Here is a 20,206-nt window from a genome sequence, read left to right as displayed (position 1 = left end):
ACGCATTGCTGCCAGAATCTGGCCTTAGCTGCTGTGATGCGCTATAAGCGCGCCAATAACCGAAGTCGCCGCGGCTCGCCGCTCTTGAAGGACGTTTCATGCATATTGGATTGACCCGGGCGGGCCTTTTCTCCCTTGGCCTTTTGCTGATGGCAGGCCTTGCTGGCTGCACGACGGCCGAAGGCACCAATGCGATGACCGATTTCGGCACCTTCGAGCGCGAGGTCATGACCTCGACCGCCCGCGGCGTCGGCCTCGTCCCCGGCGAGGCGCCCAAGGCCGACCTGACCCAGGCGCGCGCGCCGCTGGTGTTGCCGCGCGATGAGAGCCAGTTGCCGACCCCCACGGTCGCCATGGCCGACCAATTGCCGGTGGATAGCAACGCCGTGCAGATCGACGCCTCCAATCTGAGCCAGGCCGATCTGACCCGTCTGCGCAATGCCCGCGTCGTCGATATGCAGACCATTGCCGGCCGCCCGCTGACCGAGATCGAGGCCAAGCAGCTCACCGCCCGCATGCGCGCCGCCAATGTCGGTATCACCGGGAACGCCAAGCGCCCGATCTATATGCCTCCGGCCGATTATTTCACCCGCGTCGGCGATGCCGATCTGGTGTGCCGTGCCCCCAACGGTGCCATCGTGGCGCTCAACGATGCGGCTTGCCCCGAGGACGTGCGCAAGGCCATCAAGGCCGCCATGTCCCGTCCGGTCAATGGTGTCACCACGCCGGACAGCGGAGGCATGCTGGGCGAATTCGACGATAACAACAGCAGCTCGTCTAACTAGCTGCGTGCACTATTCCAGAATTAATCGCCCCGCGTAACGCGGGGCGATTTCCTTTTCCGCGCCGCCCATCCGGGTCCCGCATGACATGAAAGCTGCCCCATGACCGACCAGTCCGCCGTACCAGACACCGGCGATCGCCTCGCCAAGGTCATCGCCCGCTCCGGGCTCTGCTCCCGCCGCGACGCCGAGACCTGGATCACCGAGGGCCGCGTCGTGGTCAACGGCAAGAAGGTCATCACCCCCGCCTTCAACGTCACCGCCCGCGACAAGATCATGGTGGATGGCGCCCCGCTGGCTGCCCGCCAGGGCACCCGCGTCTGGCTCTACCACAAGCCCGCCGGCCTTGTGGTCACCGAGAAGGACCCCGAAGGTCGCGAGACCATCTTCGAGGCCCTCGAAACCCATGGCCTGCCGCGCGTCGTCACCGTCGGCCGCCTCGATATCAATACCGAAGGGCTGATCCTGCTGACCAATGACGGCGGCCTCAAGCGCGTGCTCGAGCTGCCCGCCACCGGCTGGCTGCGCCGCTATCGCGTCCGCGCCCATGGCACCGTCACCCAGGCCGCGCTCGACCGTCTCAAGGACGGCATCGAGATCGACGGTATCAAATACGGCTCCATCGAAGCCACGCTGGAACGCGACCAAGGCTCCAACGTCTGGCTGGTCATGGCCCTGCGCGAAGGCAAGAACCGCGAGGTGAAAAACGTCCTCGGCGCCCTCGGCCTTGAGGTGAACCGCCTGATCCGCGTCTCCTATGGCCCCTTCCAGCTCAATGACATCCCGGTCGGCGGCATCGAGACCGTCAAGGCCTCGACCCTGCGCGATCAGCTGGGCAAGAAGCTCGCCGACGCTGCCGATGTCGATTTCGACAGCGAAATGCCCGAAGCCAATGCCCTAGTCGGCAAGCCCACGCGCGATCGCCTGACCGGCCGCGGCACCAATACTGTCGAAATCGCCCGCCAGCGCTTCCGCTTCACCGACCACGCCGAAAAGACCGAGGAAGAAACGCGCGCCGAGCGCCCGCGCCAGGATCGCCCCGGCCGTTTCGACAGCAAGCGCCCCGCGCCGAAGAAATTTGACGATCGTGCCGAAGAAGAAATGGCGCCGCCCCGCCGCATCATTTTCGATGATGGGCGTGAGGAGGACTTCGTGCAGAAACGTTCCGGCAAAGGCACAACCTGGCGCGATCCCGACGATCAGCCCGCTCGCACTTTCGGCCAGCGCCCTGATCGTCCGGCCAAGCCCGCCCGCGCCCCGCGCGCCGAAGGCGCTTCGCGTCCGGCCCGCTCCGATGGTCCGGCGCGCCCGAGCCGCGACGCTGCCGGCAAGCCGCGCGGCGACTTCAAGGGTCCCAAGCGCGAGTTCGGCGATCGTCCCGCCCGTCCCACCAGCAAGGCCGTTTCCGGCCGCGTCGCTGCCTCCAAGTCCTACGGCGAGCGTCCCCGCACCGCGCGCCCCGAGGGCGATTTTGCCGATCGTCCCAAGCGCGATTTCGACGCGCCACGCGGCGCTCGCCCAACCGGCGCTGCCGGTCGTCCCGACCGCGCCTTTACCGGCACCCCGCGCGGTCCCCGTCGTGGCGATGCCGAGGCCCAGCGCCCGTCGCGCGATTACGCGCCCCGCACGCGTCCCGATAATGAACGCCCCGGTGCCGAAGGCCCCAAGCGCGCCTATGCGCCCCGCACCCGCCCGGACAATGAACGTGGCGGCAATGATCGCCCGGCCCGTGATTACACGCCGCGCACCCGCCCCGATAGCGAACGCGGCGAAGGCGCTCGCGCCACGCCCAATCGCCCCGGCCGCAATTTCTCGGAGAAGCCAAAGTCGTTCCGCCCCGATGGCGGCCGCCCGCAGCGCTCCGAGCGTCCCGATGGCGATCGTCCGGCGCGCAGCTATTCCGACAAAGCCAGCCGTCCCGGCCGCGATGCGCTAGGCCTTGAATCCAAGACCTATGGCAAGCCGAAGTCGCGTCCCGATGGCAAGCCTTATCCCAAGCGCGACGGCGCTGCCCCCGCCCGTGGCCCAAAGCCCGGCGGCTTCGGCAAGCCCGCGTTTGGTGGCGGTCGTCCCGCCGGTGTCGCGGGTCGCCCTGCTGGCGGCGCTGGTCGTCCCGCCTTTGGCGGCGGTCGTCCTGCCGGTGGTGCCGGTCGTCCTTCGGGCGGTGGCCGCCCCGCTGGTGGCGGTGGTCGCCCAACTGGCGGCGCTGGCCGTCGTCCCAAGTCCTAACCGATCGCGTTTGCGCTGCTCCCTCAGTCGACACCCTCCCCCTTGTGGGGAGGGATCAAGGGTGGGGGTAAGCCGCCGCAAACTCGGAACTCCCCAAGGCCCATCCATGCGCATCGTCGCCGGCAAATTCCGCGGTAAAACCCTGACCTCCCCGTCAGATGACTCCATCCGCCCGACCGCTGACCGCGTGCGCGAGAGCATGTTCAACATCCTCGCTTCGCGCCTCGACCCGGTCTTCGATGGCGTGCGCGTGCTCGACCTGTTCGCCGGCACGGGCGCGCTGGGCCTCGAAGCCCTCTCGCGCGGCGCCGCCCACGTCACCTTCGTCGATATGGGTGCCGAAGCCCGTGGCCTGATCCGCGACCACATCGAGGCCTTTGGGGCAGGGGGCATCACCAAGCTCTTGCGCCGCGACGCCACCGATCTTGGCACCCCCGGCTCGCTAAAACCCTTCGATCTGCTGTTCCTCGATCCGCCCTACGGCCAGGGCCTGGGCGAACGCGCCCTCACCAACCTCGCCCCCCAGGGCTGGCTCGCCCCCGGCGCCACCGTGGTGTTCGAGGAAAGCGCCGACGCCACCATCCAAATCCCCGCCGGCTTCACCCTCGACGATCGTCGCACCTACGGCGCCGCGGCGGTCCACTTCCTGACCTTCGCATAAGTAATTTTACCGATCACTTTTTCCGACTTTTTCGCGCGCTGCCACGTTCGTTCTGGACCAGTAATGTGGAACAAAAGCATGCGGTTATGTCGATTGATGAAGCTAGGGTTGGCGGTGGCTACAATGGTCGCCATCATCCCGGTCGCAACCCGCGGTCAGATCCCGACAATACCCAGCCAGATCGACCGCAGCGTCACCCCGCTCGATGGTGCCAAGCTGGCAAACTAACCTAGTTCGCCGCCTGGCAGCCTTCGCACTTGCCGCGAATTTCCATCGTGGTGCGCTCGACCTTAAAGCCCTTGGCGGCCGCCCATTCCCCCAGCCGATCCTCGATCACCCCATCGGCGAACTCATCGACCTTGCCGCAGCCATCGCAAATCGCGAACGCGATTAGCCCCGAGCGGTGGCAATGCTCATCTGCGCACGCCACGAACGCATTGAGGCTCTCCAGCCGATGCGCCAGCCCGCGCTCCACCAGCTTGTCCAGCGCTCGATACACCTGCAACGGCGCCTTGAGCCCATCCTCGCGCAGCCGATCCAGAATATCGTAAGCGCTCAGCGGCGCGTCCGAATGCGCCAGCGCGCCCAGCACCAGCCCCTGGTTCTTGGTCAAATCATTGGCCCACACATGATCGTGGCCCGCGTGACTGTCATCCGAATGTGCCATCTCGTCCGCCTTTCCAGCCGCCGCGCCCCCGCAAGGCGCGGCGGCATTGCAATCCTACTTGCCCAACATCGCCGGCACCAGCAGGCCGATATTGTGCTTGAACATATCTAAATAGCTCGCCGCCCCCTGACCGGGTTCTGACAGCGCATCGGCATACAACTCCCCGCCCACTTTCACGCCGGTTTCATCGGCGATCTGCTGCACCAGCCGTCCATCGCTCATATTCTCGATGAACAGCGCCGTGACGCCATCGGCCTTGATCTGCGTGATCAACTTGGCCACGTCGGCGGCGGAGGCCTCGCTGTCGGTCGAAATCCCCTCCGGCGCGAGGAACGTCACGCCATATTCCTCGCCGAAATAGCTGAACGCATCATGGGTAGTAATCACCTGCCGCTTGTTTTCCGGCACCGCCGCGATATCGGCGATAAGCTGATCGTCCAGCGCACTAATCTCCGCTGAATACGCCGCCGCATTAGCCTCGTAGGTCACACAACCCTCGGCATCCACAGCGCACAGCCCCGCCGCCACGTTCTTGACATACAGCAGCCCATTCTTGAGGCTCTGCCACGCATGCGGATCGGTCGCGCCATGATCGTGTCCGTGCTCATGCTCGGCCTCGCCGCTATGCTCCTCCTCCTCCGCCATCTCGTGGGTTTTGACCCCATCGCTGGCGACCACTACTGGTCCGGAAAATCCTGACGACTGCACGAACCGGTCCAACCACCCTTCGAATCCCAATCCATTGACGAACAGCACATCCGCCTGGCTCACCGCCACTGCATCGGACGGCTTGGGCTCATAAACATGCGTATCCGCATTAGGCCCGACGATCGTCGTCACCGCCACCCGCTCACCACCGACCCGCGCAACGATATCCCCCAATATCGAGAACGTCGCCACCGCCTTGACCTCCGCTGCAAACGCCGGTGCGGCGAGCGCCGAACCAACCAGCATCGCCAGCATCATCGATTTCAAAGTCTTCATCGCACATTTCCTTTATCTCTGAAGCCACCCGGCCCACCGGGCCACTCCTCCCCTACAGGGGAGGCTGGGTGGCGGGGCCGGTAGCCACGATCCGGCTCGCGTCCCCACTGCCTCAGCCCCCGGCTCGAATTTCGAGCCGGAGCAAAACGACCATCACTGCGGTGCGCTTCACGCCACGCGATGCCGCGGCGCCTGCACCCGTGTAAAAATCACCCCACGCCGCCCGAAAAACAGCGAAACCACATAAATCCCTCCTGCCACGAGGATAATCGACGGCCCCGACGCCACCCCCAGATAGTAGGAAATCAGCAGCCCGAAATAACTCGACACCACCCCAAACCCCACCGCCAGCGCGCACATTCCCTCGAGCCCCCGCACCCAAAACCGCGATGCCGCCGCCGGCAGCATCATCAGCCCCACCGCCAGCAGTGTGCCCAGCGCCTGGAACCCGCCGACGAGGTTCAACACCACCAGCGCCAGGAAAATCAGGTGCACCGGATGCCCCGCCTTGCTGACGCTGCGCAAAAACGTCGGATCGAGACATTCGGCGAACAGCGGCCGCCAGATCACCGCCAGCCCCACCAGCGACACCGTCGCGATCGCCCCGATCATCACCAGCGCATCGTCGTTGAGCGCCAGCACCGTGCCGAACAGCACATGCATCAGGTCCACATTGGAGCCCTTGAGGCTAACCAGCATCACCCCCAGCGCCAGCGAAATCAGATAAAACGCCGCCAGCGACGTATCCTCGCGCTGGATGGTGAACCGCGATACCAGCCCCGCCAGCAGCGCGACCACCAGCCCCGCCGCAAACCCGCCCAGCGTCATCGGCAAAATCGCCAGCCCCGACACCAGGAACCCTGCTGCCGCCCCCGGCAAAATCGCATGCGCCATGGCGTCCCCGGTCAGGCTCATCCGCCGCAGCATCAGGAACACGCCCACCGGCCCGGCGCTCACCGACAGGATGATCGCCCCCACCAGCGCCCGGTTCATGAACCCGAACTGCGCAAACGGTTCGATGAAAAGCTGCACCAAATTCATGCCGCATCCCCATGATGATGGTGCTTTGCCACATGGTCATGCCAGGGCGCGTGCTCGTCCCACGCCTCCGTCATCCGCCGCGCTTTCAGCAGGTTTTCCGGGTGCAGCGTCTCGCTCGTCGCCCCCCAGGCGATCGGCTCGCGCGCCAGCAACAGCGTCTGCGGAAACACCCGCCGCACCATCTCCACGTCATGCAGCACCGCGATCACCGTCCGCTTTTCGTTATGCCAGTGCTGCACCAGCGCGATCAGGTCGGCCACCGTCTTCTCGTCGATCGCCGTAAACGGCTCATCCAGCAGGATCACCCGCGCATCCTGCAACAGCACCCGCGCAAAGAGCGCCCGCTGCAACTGCCCGCCCGATAGCGTATCGATCGGCCTTTGCTCGAACCCCCGCAGCCCCACCGCCTGCAACGCCTCGTCCAGCGCCCCACGATCCACGCCTCGAATAGCGCCAAACAATCCCCGGCTCTTCCAAAACCCCAGCGAGACCAGATCGCTCACCACCGCCGGAAACGTCCGGTCGATCTCGGCAATCTGCGGCAAATAGGCGATCTCGCGCACCGAAATTCCGGCATGCTCGATCCGCCCGCCAAGCGGCTTCAGCGCCCCGGTAATGCCCTTGAGCAGAGTCGATTTACCCGATCCATTCGGCCCCACGATCGCCGTCAGCGACCCCGTCTCGAATGCGCCATCCAGATGATGCACCGCCGGATGCCCATCATAGCCCAGCGTCAAATCGTCCAGCCGAATGACGGCGCTCATGCCAGCAACGCCCAGATCGCCACCCAGATCAGCGCCACCGGCACCAGCACCAGGCCAACCCGCGCCGTCGCACTCATCTGCGCCAGACTAAAAGAGATACCGCTGACGTTATGATTGTCGTGCTGCTGTTGTGTCATATTGCTGTCGAGGCTCTGGCTTGGCCAAATGGCTGATTGGCCGATGTAACGTAATAACATTGCAATCGTCAACGCGCCTTGCATCAAAGATAGCGCATCTTTCCACTTGCGATTTGTAACGTAATAACATTACAAATCCGACTGCTCGGCCTTTCTCTAGGCGCAGGCTGGGCTCCTTACACCTCCTTGTGCTCGACCAATTTTCCGAGGTCCCATGTCGAACAAACTCCCCGTCACCGTGCTTTCCGGGTTTCTCGGCGCCGGCAAGACCACTCTTCTCAATCACATCCTCAACAACCGCGAGGGTCGCCGCGTGGCGGTCATCGTTAACGATATGAGCGAGGTCAATATCGATGCGGCTCTGGTGCGCGACGGCGGCGCCAATCTCAGCCGCACCGAGGAAACCCTGGTGGAAATGAGCAATGGTTGCATCTGCTGCACATTGCGCGATGATCTGCTGGTCGAGGTCACCAAACTCGCCGCCGCCAACAAGTTCGACTACTTGCTGATCGAATCCACCGGCATCTCCGAGCCGCTCCCGGTTGCCACCACCTTCGACTTTCGAGACGAGAACGGCGTCTCGCTCTCCGACATCACTCGTCTCGATACCATGGTGACGGTGGTCGATTGCGCCAACCTGCTTAAGGATTATGCATCGTCCGATTTCCTGCGCGATCGCGGCCAAACCATGGGCGAAGCCGACGAACGCGCCTTGGTCGACCTGTTGGTCGACCAGATCGAATTTGCCGACGTCATCGTGCTCAACAAGGTCTCAGCCGCCACCGCTGCCGACCGTGCCACCGCCGTCCAGATTATCAAGGCGCTCAACCCGGTTGCCCGGATCATCGAAACCGACCACTCGGTCATTCCCCTCGAGGCGGTCCTCGATACCGGGCTGTTCAATCTCGAGGCCGCCGAGGCCAATCCCCTGTGGTTCAAGGAACTCAACGGCTTCACTGATCACGTGCCGGAAACGCTGGAATACGGTATCCGCTCTTTCGTCTACCGCGCCCGCCGCCCGTTCAATCCGGCGCTGTTGAACAAATTCGTCAGTCGCGCGTGGCCTGGCGTGGTGCGCGCCAAGGGCTTCTTCTGGCTGGCCACGCGGCCCCATCACGTGGGCGAACTCAGCCATGCCGGCGCCCTGGTCCGCACCCAGCGCCGCGGCTTGTGGTGGTCCGCCGTTCCGCGCCAGCACTGGCCCGACGATGCGGATTGGCGCGCTTCGATGGCACCCTATCTTGATCCGGTGTGGGGTGATCGCCGCCAGGAGATCGTCTTTATCGGGCTCGACCCGATGGACGAGGCCGAAATTCGCCGCGACCTCGATGCCTGCCTGATCCCGGCCAACACCTTCACGCCTGAAAGTTGGACACGCCTCCCCGACCCATTCCCGAGTTGGGTTGGCGCTACTTCAGCGGCCCCTTGAAAATGAAGAACGCCCCGCCAAAAATCAGCGCGAAGCCCACCGCGTGGTTCCAGGTCAGCCGTTCGCCCAGCACCGTCACCGCGAAAATCACGAATACGCTCAGCGAAATCACCTCCTGGATGGTCTTGAGCTCCGCCCCGGTATAGGCGCCGTAGCCGATCCGATTGGCCGGCACCGCCAGCCAGTATTCAAACAGCGCGATGCCCCAACTGCTCATCACCGCCACCCACATCGCCATGGCTGGAAACTTCAAATGCCCATACCAGGCGAAGGTCATGAACACGTTTGACGCGATCAGTAGCCCGATCGGCGCGAGGGTAGCGAAATTGAGGCCCATGAATGCTCCGGTCAGTAACAGGATCGCGCGTCAACGCAGATGTTGGCCGCCGGTTCCCGCGCAAGCTCGACTTGCTGGGTGAAGTCCCTTTCAGCACTCGTTCATAGGCTGAGTCGGCTATAGTGGGATGATCTGGCCAAGATCATTTTCGTCACAAAGGACATCCGCCATGCTTGCCCGTGTATCCTTCGCCTTGCTCTGCGCCTGCCTTGTTGCCACTCCGGCTTTGGCCAAGGACAAAACCGCGTTTTCCTGCACTGGCGTTTTCGGCCCGGACAGTTCCGAGGCCCTGCTGATCAAGACTTATGGTGCCGATAACGTGGTCACCGGCCAGGTGCCGGGCGCCGAGGGCATGGACATGCTGGCCACCACGGTGTTTCCCAACGATCCGGACAAGACCATGGTGTTCGGCTGGATGAACGAGGATACGCGCGAAGGCCTCGGCTTCGTCGATCTGCCCGCCTCGGTCGAAGGCCCCCATGGCGTCCATGTCGGCATGAGCGTCGCCGACGTCCTCGCTATCAATGGCAAGCCTTTCAACATCGGCGGCTTCTGGTGGGATTACGGCGGCTATGCCCAGATCGAACAAGGCACGCTCGCCAACGCCGATGACGCAAGCTGCTTCGTCTCGCTGCGCTTCTCTCCGGCCGAGGAATATCCCCAGGATCTGGACGTCAGCGCCGTATCGGGCGAAGTCTCCATTCCGGCCGACGAACCGCTGCTCGAAAAACTCGATACCCGCCTCACCGTCGTCAGCATCGGCTTCCCCAGCGCCGAATGAGCCGGCAGGCGGCGGGGCGGATTGACCGCCCTGCCGCCGCGGCGTACACCCATCATGTGTTGGTTCCCCGCGCCCGCTGCGGCAAGGGGATCAAAAGGGAATACGGTGCGGATTACCCATCAGGGGCCAAAACCGGAACTGCCCCCGCAACTGTAAGCGGTGCGCTCTTCTCATATGCCACTGGCGAAAGCCGGGAAGGCGAGAGGAGCTGTATCCACCGCGAGTCAGGAGACCTGCCAACACATATCCGGGCGGAAAACGCCCATGCTTTCATATGCACACGGAGGGTGTTGCCTTGACCACTGCTACCCAGACTGCCGGCATTGCCGGTCTTACCATCTCTCAACGGCTGATCGCCGGGGGCCTGGCCTTTCTCATTGGCATGACGCTGCTGTTCGGCGTCGGTTTCGCCAGTGACACGCGCCTGCACAATGGCGCGCATGACACCCGCCATTCCATGGGCTTCCCCTGCCATTAAGCACCCGCCGCTCAGCGGCTTGAGAGACACAAAATGAAACTGTTCCAGCGAATCTTTTTCGCTGCGGTCCTTGCCGGGCTCGCAGCAGGCCTTGTCATGTCCGCGCTCCAGCAATGGAAAGTCGCGCCCCTGATCCTGGCCGCCGAAGTCTATGAAAACGCCGAGCCCGCTCCTGCGCACGAACACGCCGCCGCATCCACCGATGCCACGACCGCGCCCGTCGCCGCCGAAGCCCACGAGCATGACGAAGACGCCTGGGCCCCCCAGGATGGCATCGAGCGCACCGCCTATACCGTCCTTGCCGATGTCCTGGGCTGCCTCGGCTTTGCCCTCGTCCTCGTCGCGGCTTCGGTCATCTTCAAGATCGAAATCACCGTCGCCAATGGCGTGGTCTGGGGCCTCTGCGGCTGGATCGTCTTCCATCTCGCCCCCGCTTTCGGCCTGCCGCCCGAGCTTCCCGGCATGCCCGCCGCCGATCTCGCTGCCCGCCAAACCTGGTGGTGGGGCACCGCCATTGCCACCGCAGCCGCGTTCCTGCTCGTTGCCAAATGGCGCAATTCGGCCGCTATCGCCATCGCCGCCGCGCTGATCCTTATCCCCCACATCATCGGCGCGCCGCCCCAGCCCGAAGAAGCCAGCGCCGTTCCTGCCCATCTGGCCACCTCCTTCGCCGCCTCGGCCCTTACCGTGTCGGCCGTGTTCTGGCTGCTGGTCGGCCCGCTGATCGGCTTCTTCAATGAACTGCTGTCGCGGGCCGAAGCGCCCGCCGCCCGGAGTGTTCCCGCATGAGCAAGATCCCTACCACCGTCATCACCGGCTTTCTCGGCGCCGGCAAAACAACCCTCGTGCGCCATCTTCTGGCGCACGCCCCCAAGGGCAAGCGTATCGCCCTGATCATCAATGAGTTCGGCGATATCGGTGTCGATAAGGACATTCTCGCCGGCTGCGGCGACGATACCTGCCGCGAAGAGGACATGATCGAGCTCAGCAATGGCTGCATCTGCTGCACCGTGGCCGAGGATTTTATCCCCACCATGCAGGCGCTGCTGGCCCGCCCCGAAAAGTTCGATCATATCATCATCGAAACCTCGGGCCTGGCTTTGCCCCAGCCCCTGATCCGCGCCTTCAACTGGCCCGAAATCAAGGCCCAGGTCACCGTCGATGCCATCGTCACCGTCGCCGATGCGGCGGCGCTGGCCGAAGGCCGCTTCGCCAGTGATGAAGCCGCCATCGATGCCCTCCGCAAGTCCGACGAGATGCTCGACCACGAAACGCCCTTGGGCGAACTGTTCGAAGACCAGCTCTCGGCCGCCGATCTGGTCATCCTCAACAAGACCGACCTTGTCGACGCCGCCACCCTCGCTAAGGTCGAGGCGAGCCTCCGCGCCGAAATGCGCCCCGGCACCGGCCTGATCCACGCCCATAATGGCCACGTCGATATCGGCGCTCTCTTGGGGCTCGGCCTCGGTTCGGAATCCGACATCGCCAACCGCCCCAGCCACCACGAGCTGGAACATGGCGGCGAGGCCCACGAGCACGACGATTTCGACTCGTTCTCGCTGCGCTTCCCCTCGATCCTGGGCAAGGACGAACTCCTCGCCGCCATCGAAACTACCATCCGCTCCCACGACGTACTGCGCCTCAAGGGCTTCGCCGCCATCCCCGGCGCCAGTGCCCGCCTCGCCATCCAGGCCGTCGGCCCCCGCCTCACCACCTATTTCGACCGCCCCTGGAAGGACGGCGAAGTTCGTGAAACCGCGCTGGTAGTGATCGGCGAAAGCCCCCTCGACCATGCCGCCATCACCGCCAGCCTGCAAACCGCCGTCAAGATCGCGGCTTGAAGCGATCTGATGCCCCTCCCCCTTGAGGGGAGGGGCTAGGGTGGGGGGAACTCTCCACCCGAGTGGAGCCCCCCACATGCCCGGCCGCGCCCGCACTCTCCGCAATAACCCACCCGAGCCCGAGCGTCGCCTCTGGCAACTTCTCCGCGAGCTCCGTCCCTTGGGTTTTCATGTCCGTCGCCAGGTCCCTCTGGGCCCCTATATCCTCGACTTCGCCTGTCATCACGCCAAGCTTGCCATCGAGGTCGATGGCGACACTCACTTCACCGACGAGGCCATAGCGCGTGACGAGGTTCGCGACGCCATGCTTGTTGCTGCCGGCTATCAGGTCATTCGCGTCACCAATGACGACGTCATGACCAATCTCGATGGTATCGGCATCATGCTGCACGACGTCCTCATGAGGAAGTCTCCACTCCCGCCCCGGCTTCCCCCCACCCCTAACCCCTCCCCTCAAGGGGGAGGGGAATCCGCTCCACTCCAAAACACCGGTCCCTCGGTCCCATCCTCCCCTCCCCCCGGAGGGGAGGGCCAGGGTGGGGGGAACTCTCGACAAGTCAAATCTTCGCGGAGCGTTTCCTGATGCACCTCCTCTCCGCCCAGGCCGGCGCTATCCAGCAAGAGGGCGAGGCCATCGATCTCGCACAGTCCCCCGGCGCGCTGGTCTTCGCCTCCGCCGCCGATAGCGAACTGGCCATGCTCGCTGCCGCCGCCGACCGCGCTGGCGAAACCGAACTGCGCCTCGCCAACACCTTGCGCCTGTCGCACAACCTCTCCGTCGATCTCTGGCTCGACCAGACCGTCGCCCACGCCCGCCTCGTCGTCCTCCGCCTCATCGGCGGCGTGGCCTATTTCCAATACGGCGTCGACGAACTCACCGCCCTCTGCGCCAATCACAAAATCCCCCTCGTTCTCCTCCCCGGCGACGCCAACCCCGATCCCATCCTGCAATCGCGCTCCACCATCCACCCCGACGACTGGCAGCGCCTGCATTCCCTCCTGATCGCTGGCGGCCCCGAAAACGCCGATACCCTCCTGCAAGCGTTCAAGCTGCTCGCCGCCCCTTCTTCACCTAGCCCCTCCGAGGAGAGGAACGGGGAAGCGCTGAACTCTCTAGATTCCTCTCCCCATCGGGGAGAGGGTCGCCGAGCGCAGCGGAGGCCCGGTGAGGGGGCTTCTCTGTCCGAGCTCAACCCCATGCCCTTCGCCCGCTTCGGCCTCTGGCACCCCGCCCTCGGCATGACCGACGAAGCCGGCCTGCGCACCAACATCGGCACCGACCGCCCCCACATTACCATCCTCTTCTACCGCGCCGCCCTCGAAGGCGCCGGCACCGCCACCATCGAGGCCCTCATCGCCGAACTGGAGCGCCAACACCTCGCCCCAGTCCCCATCCTCGTCTCCTCCCTCAAGGAGGCCCCCTGCGTCCGTTTCGTCCAGAACGCACTGACTGCCTTCCCCCCATCCGCCATTTTCAACCTCACCGGCTTTGCCCTCGGCCTCGACAGCCTCGACGAAAAATCCAATCCCTTCTCCACCACCGACGCCCCCGTCATCCAACTGATCCAGTCAGGCCGCTCCGAGGGGCAGTGGCGTGCCGACCCTCAAGGCCTCTCCTCCAAGGATATGGCCATGTTCCTCGTCATGCCCGAACTCGATGGTCGCCTCGCCGGCCTCATCGTCGGCCACAAAGCCGACGCCGTCTGGCACGACCGCTGCAAGGTCCCGCTCACCGCGTACACCCCAGACCATTCCGGCATCACCCGCGCCGTTACCCTCGCCTCCAACTGGTCCCGCCTCCGCGCCACGCCGCGCGCCGACCGCAAAATCGCCCTCGTTCTCGCCAACTACCCCATCCACGACGGCCGTCTCGCCAACGGCGTCGGTTACGACGCCCCGCAATCGACCGTCGAGATGCTGAAGGCTCTCGAGGCCGCGGGCTATGACCTTGCTTCACCTCGCCCCTCCGGGGAGAGGTCGACGGCGCAGCCGTCGGGTGAGGGGGCCTTCCCTTCGTCCGGCAATGCTTTGATAGAGCGCCTACAATCCGGCCCCACCAATGCAGAGCCCCTGCGCGGCTTTTCCTCAGCCACAATCAGCCTCACCCGCTATCGCGAGCTCTTCTCGGCCCTGCCGATCAAAATCCAATCCGAGGTGTCGGAACGTTGGGGCGACCCCTCAACCGACCTTTTCATCCGCGAAAATACCTTCCATCTCCCCGCTCTCATCTTCGGCAACGTCGCCATCCTGCTCCAGCCCGCCCGTGGCTATCACCTCGACGAAACCACCAGCTATCACGACCCCGCCCTGGCCCCACCTCACGCCTACATCGCCGCCTATCTTTGGCTGCGCCACGACTTCGGCGCCCACGCCCTGATCCACAACGGCAAGCACGGCACCCTCGAATGGCTCCCCGGCAAGGCCACAGCGCTCGACGACGCCAGCTATTCCGACGCTCTCTGGGGCCAGCTTCCGCACCTCTACCCGTTCATCGTCAACGACCCCGGTGAGGGCACCCAGGCCAAGCGCCGCACCGGCGCTGTCATCATCGATCACCTGGTCCCCCCGCTGACCCGGGCTGAAACCTACGGCCCCCTCAAGGACCTCGAAGCCCTGCTCGACGAATATTACGCCGCCTCCGGCATGGATCGCCGCCGCCTCGCCGATTTGCGCCGCCGCATTCTCGATTTCACCCGTGACGCCCGCCTCGATCGCGACATCGGCCTTCCCGAAGACGAAACCGCCGCCCTGATCAAGATTGACAACTTCCTCTGCGATCTGAAGGAGGCCCAAATCCGCGACGGCCTCCACATCTTCGGCCGATCGCCGACCGGCGATCTCGAACGCGACCTCACCGTCGCCCTGGCTCGCGTCCCGCGCGGGGATAACGGGGGTAAGGACGCCTCCCTCATCCGCGCCCTGGCCGATGATCTCAAGCTCGGCTTCGATCCCCTGACCGCCAAATTGAGCGATCCCTGGACCGGTCCGCAACTCCCGTTATTTTCCGTTCATCGCGATGACCAAACCGCGGCGGATGCCAGCAAGAAATCCAGCAAGCTGGTTCATCTTCGCACCATCGGCGATGTCGTCGAGGCTCTCGAACTGCTCGCCGCCGACCTCGTCTCAGGATTGGCCCCCCACCCATCCTGGACCGCCACCCAGTCCGTCCTCACCACCGTCACCGACATCATCCGCCCCCGCCTTGCCGCCTCCGGCCCGGCCGAAATGCAGGCGCTCCTCGATGGCCTCGACGGCAAGTTCATCGCCCCCGGCCCCTCTGGCGCTCCCTCACGCGGCCGGCTCGATGTCCTCCCCACCGGTCGCAATTTCTACTCCGTCGACAACCGCGCCATTCCCACACCAACCGCTTGGGAACTCGGCAGAAAATCCGCCGAAAGCCTGGTTCTCCGCCACTTTCAGGACCACGGCGTCTACCTCAAATCCGTCGCCCTCTCGGTCTGGGGCACGGCCAATATGCGCACCGGCGGCGACGATATTGCCCAGGCCCTGGCCCTGATCGGTGCCCGCCCCACTTGGGATCCATCCTCCCTCCGCGTCTCCGGCTACGAAATCATCCCCCTGCCAAAACTCGACCGCCCCCGCGTCGATGTTACGCTGCGCATTTCCGGCTTCTTCCGCGACGCCTTCCCCGCCCAGATGGCCCTGTTCGACCGCGCCATCCGCGCCATCGGCGCGCTGGATGAACCCACCGACGACAACCCCATCGCCGCCCGCATGCGCACCGACGCGCTGGGCCTCATGGCCGAGGGTAACTCCGAGCGCGACGCTGCCCTTGCCGCCGGTCACCGTATTTTCGGTTCCAAACCAGGCACTTACGGCGCCGGCCTGTCCGCCCTGATCGACTCAGGCACGTGGACAACAAAGGCCGATCTCGCCAATCGCGCGCTCGATTGGGGCCAATACGCCTACGGCGCCCAGGCCGCCGGCGTCCCCGAACGCGCCCGCTTCGCCGCCCGCTTGTCCGACCTCGATGCCGTCATCCACAACCAGGACAATCGCGAACACGACCTGCTCGACAGCGACAACTACTACCAGTTCGAGGGCGGCCTCGTCGCCGCCTCCGAAATGCTCAGCGGCACCAAGCCCTTAGGCTATCACAACGATCACTCCCGCCACGAACGCCCGCTCATCAAGACGCTGGAGGAGGAAATCTCCTTCGTCATGCGCTCCCGGGTGGTTAATCCAAAGTGGCTCACCGGCGTCAAGCGCCACGGCTACAAGGGCGCGTTCGAGATCATTGCCACGCTCGATTTCATGTTCGCCTTCGCCGCCACCACCGGCGCGGTCAAAACCCACCATTTCGATCTGGCCTTCGAAGCCTTCGTCGAGGACGACGCCACGCGCGATTTCATCAAGCAAAACAACCGCTTCGGCTATGACGAGCTGATCGCCAAATTCAACGAGGCCCGCAGCCGTGGCCTCTGGACCCCACGCTCCAATTCCGCCTACGCTTATCTGGAGGACACCCCATGATCGATCGCGCGCCAAAGAAAACCGACCTGATGAGCGAAGCCGAGCGCGATGCCTATCACGCTGAAAAGATGCGCAAAAAGAAGGATGCGCGCGACAAAATCCTCTCCACCAAGACCGACGAAAAGGGCCTGCTCATCGTCCATACCGGCAAGGGCAAGGGCAAATCCACCGCCGCCTTCGGCATGGTGTTTCGTGCCATCGGCCACGGCTTCAAGGTCGGCGTCGTCCAGTTCGTCAAAGGTGCCTGGGACACCGGCGAGCGCGACGTGCTGCTGAAATTCCCCGATCTGGTGACCATCAACGCCATGGGTGAGGGCTTCACCTGGGAAACCCAGGATCGCCAGCGCGATCTCACCGCCGCCCGCGCCGCCTGGGAACAGGCCAAGACGCTGATCATGGACTCCACCTACAAGCTGGTCCTGCTCGATGAGCTAAACATCTGCCTGCGCTATGATTATCTGCCGATCGAGGAAGTCGTCACTTTCCTCAGGCAGAAGCCGCACAATACCCACGTCATCGTCACCGGCCGCAACGCCAAGGATGAACTGATCGAAATCGCCGACCTCGTCACCGAAATGACCGAGATCAAGCACCATTTCCGCGCCGGAGTGAAAGCCCAGGCGGGCATTGAGTTTTAGCAGGCGCCTCGCAACGAGCCCACCAGCTTGTCGACCACCGGGTCCATGGCGGCCGAGTCTCGCACCGAGTATTCCAGGCTGAACGCGGCAAAACTCTGCCGATCACACAGCATGATCATGCGCTGGTAGAGAATGCGAAAGCCCTTGATGGCGGAAAAGCTGGCCCATTCCGGCGTCGTGGCCTGATAAGTCACATGCCAGGCGCCGGCCTCTTCCTGCGCCATCCGCCATTTGACTTCGGCCTCGAAGGCCTCATTGACGGTGCCGAGCAGGCCGCCCCAGATCGTCAGCCGCTGCGCGCCTCGAACCCGCTGAAATTCTTGCCCATCGTCATTGCCGCTTTCGCCCTGGCCCAGATATTCCGGTGGTATCTCGACACTATAGCCATAGCGAGAGTTGTCGTAGTGGCCCCAATCCTGGGCCGAAGCAGGGGCCGCAATCAGGGCAATCAGCAGGGCGAAAATCAGTGTGCGCATACGCCAAATTTGCCTGCGCCGCCCGAGCCCAGCAAGTCAAAACATCGTTCAGAGCACCACGATTCCGGCATGCTTGGCCTTGTTCTCGGGCTCGACATGGATGGTGATCTGAATGTCTTCGACCGCCTCATGCAGCTTGGCTTCGATATTGTCGCAGATCGCATGGGCTGCATCCACGCTCATCGCGCCCGGCACCACCAGGTGGAAATCGATGAAGGTCAGCGATCCGGCCTGTCGCGTGCGAATATCATGCGCCTCAATGGCGCCATCGGCATTGCCGGCTATGATCTCGCGAATGCGCTTGAGCCGGTCTGGCGGCGTTGCCGCGTCCATCAGCCCGCCAACGCTGTCGCGCATAACGCTCCAGCCCGACCACAGGATGTTGAGCGCCACGAGGCCAGCCAGGACCGGGTCGAGCACGGCCCAGCCGGTCAAAAACACCAGCACTAGCCCGATCAGCACACCGACGGTCGAGACCACGTCGGTCAGCAAATGCTTGCCATCGGCCTCCAGCGCCGGCGAGCGGACCTTGCGGCCATAGCGGATCAGCACGAACGCCCAGACGACGTTGATTGCCGTCGCGCCCAAACTGATGGCCAGCCCCTGCGCCGGCGCCATCAATACATGCGGGTCGAAAAAGCCGAGCACCGCCTCGCGGATGATCAGGATTGCCGCCACGATGATCATGACGCCCACGATCACCGCGGAGAAATATTCGGCCTTGTGATAGCCATAGGGCAGGGCGGCGTCGGCCGGCTTCTGCGCCAGCCGCACCGCGATCAGCGCCACCACGGCGGTCACCACATTGACGATCGATTCCAGCGCGTCCGAATAGAGCGCGACCGATCCGGTGGTCCACCAGGCCAGCAATTTGAGCCCGAGCACCACCAGCCCCACCAACAGGCTCAGTGCGGCGATCGTCACCGTCTTGTTTGCCGCTGCAATTGCCAAAATACTGCCCCGCTGACCCCGGCGAGTTTATGCGACCCGCCACGACTGGGGCATAACTCTCCCCGTCCGTTCGCGCAAGTCATTGTATTTGCAAATCATTTTCAGAAGCATTCCGAACTGGCTGCGTCCGGGCAAGCCTTTGATTGACCACACGGTTTGCCCGGCTTAGAACCAAACCAATTGCAGCGTTCCCTCAAGGAACTGAAACAGAGTCCGGTGCGGTCGACCCAAATCGGGGACCAAGTCCGGAGCTGCTCCGGTCTTTTGCGAACCTGCCTCTTGCGTTCAAAGAGGCGATCATGGCCAAGCCTGCCCCCTCGGCATCACCTTTCGGTGCCGCCACAACGCGCGCCATCGTCGCCGGCATTGGCTGCCGCCGGGGCGCCGCGGCCGCCGAAATCATCGCGCTGATCGAAGCCGCTTTTGCCGCCGCCGGCCAATCGCCATCACTGCTGATCGCGCTCGCCTCGCTGGATCGCAAGTCCGTCGAGCCCGGCCTGCTGGCCGCAGCCGCCTATTTCGGCGTCCCCCTCAAAACCTTCAGCGCTGGCGCGCTAACGGCCTCATGCGCCAGCGTTTCCACCAAAATCCAGGCCCTGGTCGGCGCCTCCAGCGTCGCCGAAGCCGCAGCCCTTCGCGCCGGCACGTTGCTCACGCCCAAGCTGAAATCCGCCCACGCCACCTGCGCGCTGGCCGCCACGGGCCCCGATTTCGATCTTGCCAGCTTCGGTCAGACGGCTCCCGGCAATACGCCCGCTTCCACCGCCAGCATGGCCGCATCGAGGTCGCTGACCTCCAATGCCGGGCCATAGGCGGGCCGCGCGATCATGAGCACCTTGACCCCCAGGCGCCGGGCAGCCTCCAGCTTGGCCGCCGTCTGCCCACCGCCCGAATTCTTGGTGACCAGATGAGTAATCCCCTCGCGCTCCATCAGCCGCAATTCACCGACCACATCATAGGGCGGTCGCGACAGCAGCACGCTGGCATGCCGGGGCAGCTCGAACGCTGGCGGCTCGATCAGCCGCACCACGAACTGGCAGTCATCGCGCGTCATAAAAGCCTCCAGCCCCATATGGCCGGTGGTCAGCAACACATCGGCATTGGGGGGCAGGGCCGCCGCTGCCTCGGCCACGGTTTGCAGCGTCAGCCAATCATCGCCCTCGCGCTGCTCCCAGGACGGGCGCATGAACCGCACCAGCGGAACGCCGGTGACTTTCGCGGCCGTCACCGCATTGATCGAAATCAGCCCCGCATAAGGATGGGTCGCATCGACCAGGCGCTCGGTGCCCACGGCGCGCATATAGGCACAAAGCCCCGGAATACCGCCGAATTTGCCCATGCGGATATCGCCCTCCGGCAGCTTCGGATCACTGGTGCGGCCCGCCAGCGACGACATGACATCGTGCCCCTTGGCAACCAGCCGGTCGGCCAGTTCGCGCGCTTCCGCCGTTCCGCCCAGAATCAGGATTTTCATTGGCCGCCCGCTCTCCTCGCTCCACCCGACAACTGTGCCCGC

General features: G+C 64.3%; 21 protein-coding genes and 1 riboswitch. Of the genes, 12 read left to right on the top strand and 9 right to left on the bottom strand.

Annotated features, from left to right (window positions below):
- Positions 1 to 98 precede the first annotated feature (98 nt).
- The 3 genes from JWP26_RS20675 (at position 99) to rsmD (ending at position 3,672) form a co-directional block, all read left to right on the top strand.
- Positions 99 to 785: a hypothetical protein gene (locus JWP26_RS20675; protein WP_299732377.1), complete on the top strand. Its 687-nt coding sequence runs from the start codon at positions 99 to 101 to the stop codon at positions 783 to 785.
- Between the two features lie 99 nt (positions 786 to 884).
- Positions 885 to 3,011, top strand: a complete 2,127-nt coding sequence (locus JWP26_RS20670; protein ID WP_299732375.1) for a pseudouridine synthase — start codon at positions 885 to 887, stop codon at positions 3,009 to 3,011.
- Positions 3,012 to 3,117: 106 nt separating this feature from the next.
- On the top strand, positions 3,118 to 3,672 hold the full coding sequence (gene rsmD, locus JWP26_RS20665; protein ID WP_299732373.1) for a 16S rRNA (guanine(966)-N(2))-methyltransferase RsmD: 555 nt from the start codon (positions 3,118 to 3,120) through the stop codon (positions 3,670 to 3,672).
- A 229-nt stretch (positions 3,673 to 3,901) separates the two neighbouring features.
- On the opposite strand, the gene JWP26_RS20660 is transcribed toward rsmD, so the two are convergent.
- The 5 genes from JWP26_RS20660 to JWP26_RS20640 form a co-directional block, all read right to left on the bottom strand.
- Complete coding sequence (locus JWP26_RS20660) at positions 3,902 to 4,339, bottom strand: Fur family transcriptional regulator (protein ID WP_299732370.1); 438 nt, start codon at positions 4,337 to 4,339, stop codon at positions 3,902 to 3,904.
- Between the two features lie 54 nt (positions 4,340 to 4,393).
- On the bottom strand, positions 4,394 to 5,323 hold the full coding sequence (locus JWP26_RS20655) for a metal ABC transporter substrate-binding protein (protein WP_299732367.1): 930 nt from the start codon (positions 5,321 to 5,323) through the stop codon (positions 4,394 to 4,396).
- 168 nt (positions 5,324 to 5,491) lie between these two features.
- Positions 5,492 to 6,364: a zinc ABC transporter permease AztB gene (gene aztB / locus JWP26_RS20650; RefSeq protein WP_299732365.1), complete on the bottom strand. Its 873-nt coding sequence runs from the start codon at positions 6,362 to 6,364 to the stop codon at positions 5,492 to 5,494.
- Positions 6,361 to 7,128, bottom strand: a complete 768-nt coding sequence (aztA, locus tag JWP26_RS20645; protein WP_299732363.1) for a zinc ABC transporter ATP-binding protein AztA — start codon at positions 7,126 to 7,128, stop codon at positions 6,361 to 6,363. The genes aztB and aztA overlap by 4 nt, the downstream gene beginning before the upstream one ends.
- A complete protein-coding gene (locus JWP26_RS20640; protein WP_299732360.1) occupies positions 7,125 to 7,349 on the bottom strand; it encodes a hypothetical protein in 225 nt (74 codons plus the stop codon). The genes aztA and JWP26_RS20640 overlap by 4 nt, the downstream gene beginning before the upstream one ends.
- 130 nt (positions 7,350 to 7,479) lie before the next feature.
- Between JWP26_RS20640 and JWP26_RS20635 the strand changes: the two genes are divergently transcribed.
- Positions 7,480 to 8,694, top strand: a complete 1,215-nt coding sequence (locus tag JWP26_RS20635) for a GTP-binding protein (RefSeq protein ID WP_299732357.1) — start codon at positions 7,480 to 7,482, stop codon at positions 8,692 to 8,694.
- Here the strand turns inward: JWP26_RS20635 and JWP26_RS20630 are convergent.
- A complete protein-coding gene (locus tag JWP26_RS20630) occupies positions 8,675 to 9,031 on the bottom strand; it encodes a DMT family protein (protein WP_299732354.1) in 357 nt (118 codons plus the stop codon). The genes JWP26_RS20635 and JWP26_RS20630 overlap by 20 nt on opposite strands.
- Positions 9,032 to 9,200: 169 nt before the next feature.
- On the opposite strand from JWP26_RS20630, the gene JWP26_RS20625 reads away from it, so the two are divergent.
- The 7 genes from JWP26_RS20625 (at position 9,201) to cobO (ending at position 17,263) form a co-directional block, all read left to right on the top strand.
- Complete coding sequence (locus JWP26_RS20625) at positions 9,201 to 9,812, top strand: hypothetical protein (RefSeq protein ID WP_299732351.1); 612 nt, start codon at positions 9,201 to 9,203, stop codon at positions 9,810 to 9,812.
- Between the two features lie 43 nt (positions 9,813 to 9,855).
- Positions 9,856 to 10,068: riboswitch (cobalamin riboswitch) on the top strand.
- A 39-nt stretch (positions 10,069 to 10,107) separates the two neighbouring features.
- On the top strand, positions 10,108 to 10,290 hold the full coding sequence (locus tag JWP26_RS20620) for a CbtB-domain containing protein (protein WP_299732348.1): 183 nt from the start codon (positions 10,108 to 10,110) through the stop codon (positions 10,288 to 10,290).
- 33 nt (positions 10,291 to 10,323) lie between these two features.
- Positions 10,324 to 11,079: a CbtA family protein gene (locus JWP26_RS20615; RefSeq protein ID WP_299732345.1), complete on the top strand. Its 756-nt coding sequence runs from the start codon at positions 10,324 to 10,326 to the stop codon at positions 11,077 to 11,079.
- Positions 11,076 to 12,131: a cobalamin biosynthesis protein CobW gene (gene cobW, locus JWP26_RS20610; RefSeq protein WP_299732342.1), complete on the top strand. Its 1,056-nt coding sequence runs from the start codon at positions 11,076 to 11,078 to the stop codon at positions 12,129 to 12,131. Before JWP26_RS20615 ends, cobW begins: the two co-directional genes overlap by 4 nt.
- Before the next feature lie 76 nt (positions 12,132 to 12,207).
- Positions 12,208 to 12,714 carry an endonuclease domain-containing protein gene (locus tag JWP26_RS20605; RefSeq protein WP_299732339.1) on the top strand — a complete coding sequence of 169 codons (507 nt, stop codon included), beginning with the start codon at positions 12,208 to 12,210 and terminating at the stop codon, positions 12,712 to 12,714.
- Positions 12,714 to 16,625, top strand: coding sequence for a cobaltochelatase subunit CobN (cobN, locus tag JWP26_RS20600; protein WP_299732336.1), 3,912 nt, complete (start codon positions 12,714 to 12,716; stop codon positions 16,623 to 16,625). Before JWP26_RS20605 ends, cobN begins: the two co-directional genes overlap by 1 nt.
- A complete protein-coding gene (gene cobO, locus JWP26_RS20595; protein ID WP_299732333.1) occupies positions 16,622 to 17,263 on the top strand; it encodes a cob(I)yrinic acid a,c-diamide adenosyltransferase in 642 nt (213 codons plus the stop codon). Before cobN ends, cobO begins: the two co-directional genes overlap by 4 nt.
- On the opposite strand, the gene JWP26_RS20590 is transcribed toward cobO, so the two are convergent.
- Together JWP26_RS20590 and JWP26_RS20585 are read right to left on the bottom strand one after the other, a co-directional pair.
- The gene (locus tag JWP26_RS20590; protein ID WP_299732330.1) at positions 17,260 to 17,739 is read right to left on the bottom strand and encodes a hypothetical protein; all 480 of its coding nucleotides are present in this window, start codon (positions 17,737 to 17,739) and stop codon (positions 17,260 to 17,262) included. The genes cobO and JWP26_RS20590 overlap by 4 nt on opposite strands.
- A gap of 48 nt (positions 17,740 to 17,787) precedes the next feature.
- On the bottom strand, positions 17,788 to 18,684 hold the full coding sequence (locus JWP26_RS20585; protein ID WP_299732463.1) for a cation diffusion facilitator family transporter: 897 nt from the start codon (positions 18,682 to 18,684) through the stop codon (positions 17,788 to 17,790).
- A gap of 305 nt (positions 18,685 to 18,989) precedes the next feature.
- On the opposite strand from JWP26_RS20585, the gene JWP26_RS20580 reads away from it, so the two are divergent.
- Positions 18,990 to 19,502, top strand: coding sequence for a cobalamin biosynthesis protein (locus JWP26_RS20580; RefSeq protein WP_299732327.1), 513 nt, complete (start codon positions 18,990 to 18,992; stop codon positions 19,500 to 19,502).
- On the opposite strand, the gene JWP26_RS20575 is transcribed toward JWP26_RS20580, so the two are convergent.
- A complete protein-coding gene (locus tag JWP26_RS20575; protein WP_299732324.1) occupies positions 19,421 to 20,164 on the bottom strand; it encodes a cobalt-precorrin-6A reductase in 744 nt (247 codons plus the stop codon). The two genes, JWP26_RS20580 and JWP26_RS20575, sit on opposite strands and share 82 nt — an antisense overlap.
- Between the last annotated feature and the right edge of the window lie 42 nt (positions 20,165 to 20,206).

The sequence above is a fragment of the Devosia sp. genome, assembly GCF_028290435.1.
Taxonomy (GTDB): Bacteria; Pseudomonadota; Alphaproteobacteria; order Rhizobiales; family Devosiaceae; genus Devosia.
The sequence above is the reverse complement of the archived record's forward strand: the minus strand, read 5'-3'. Positions and strand labels throughout refer to the sequence as shown.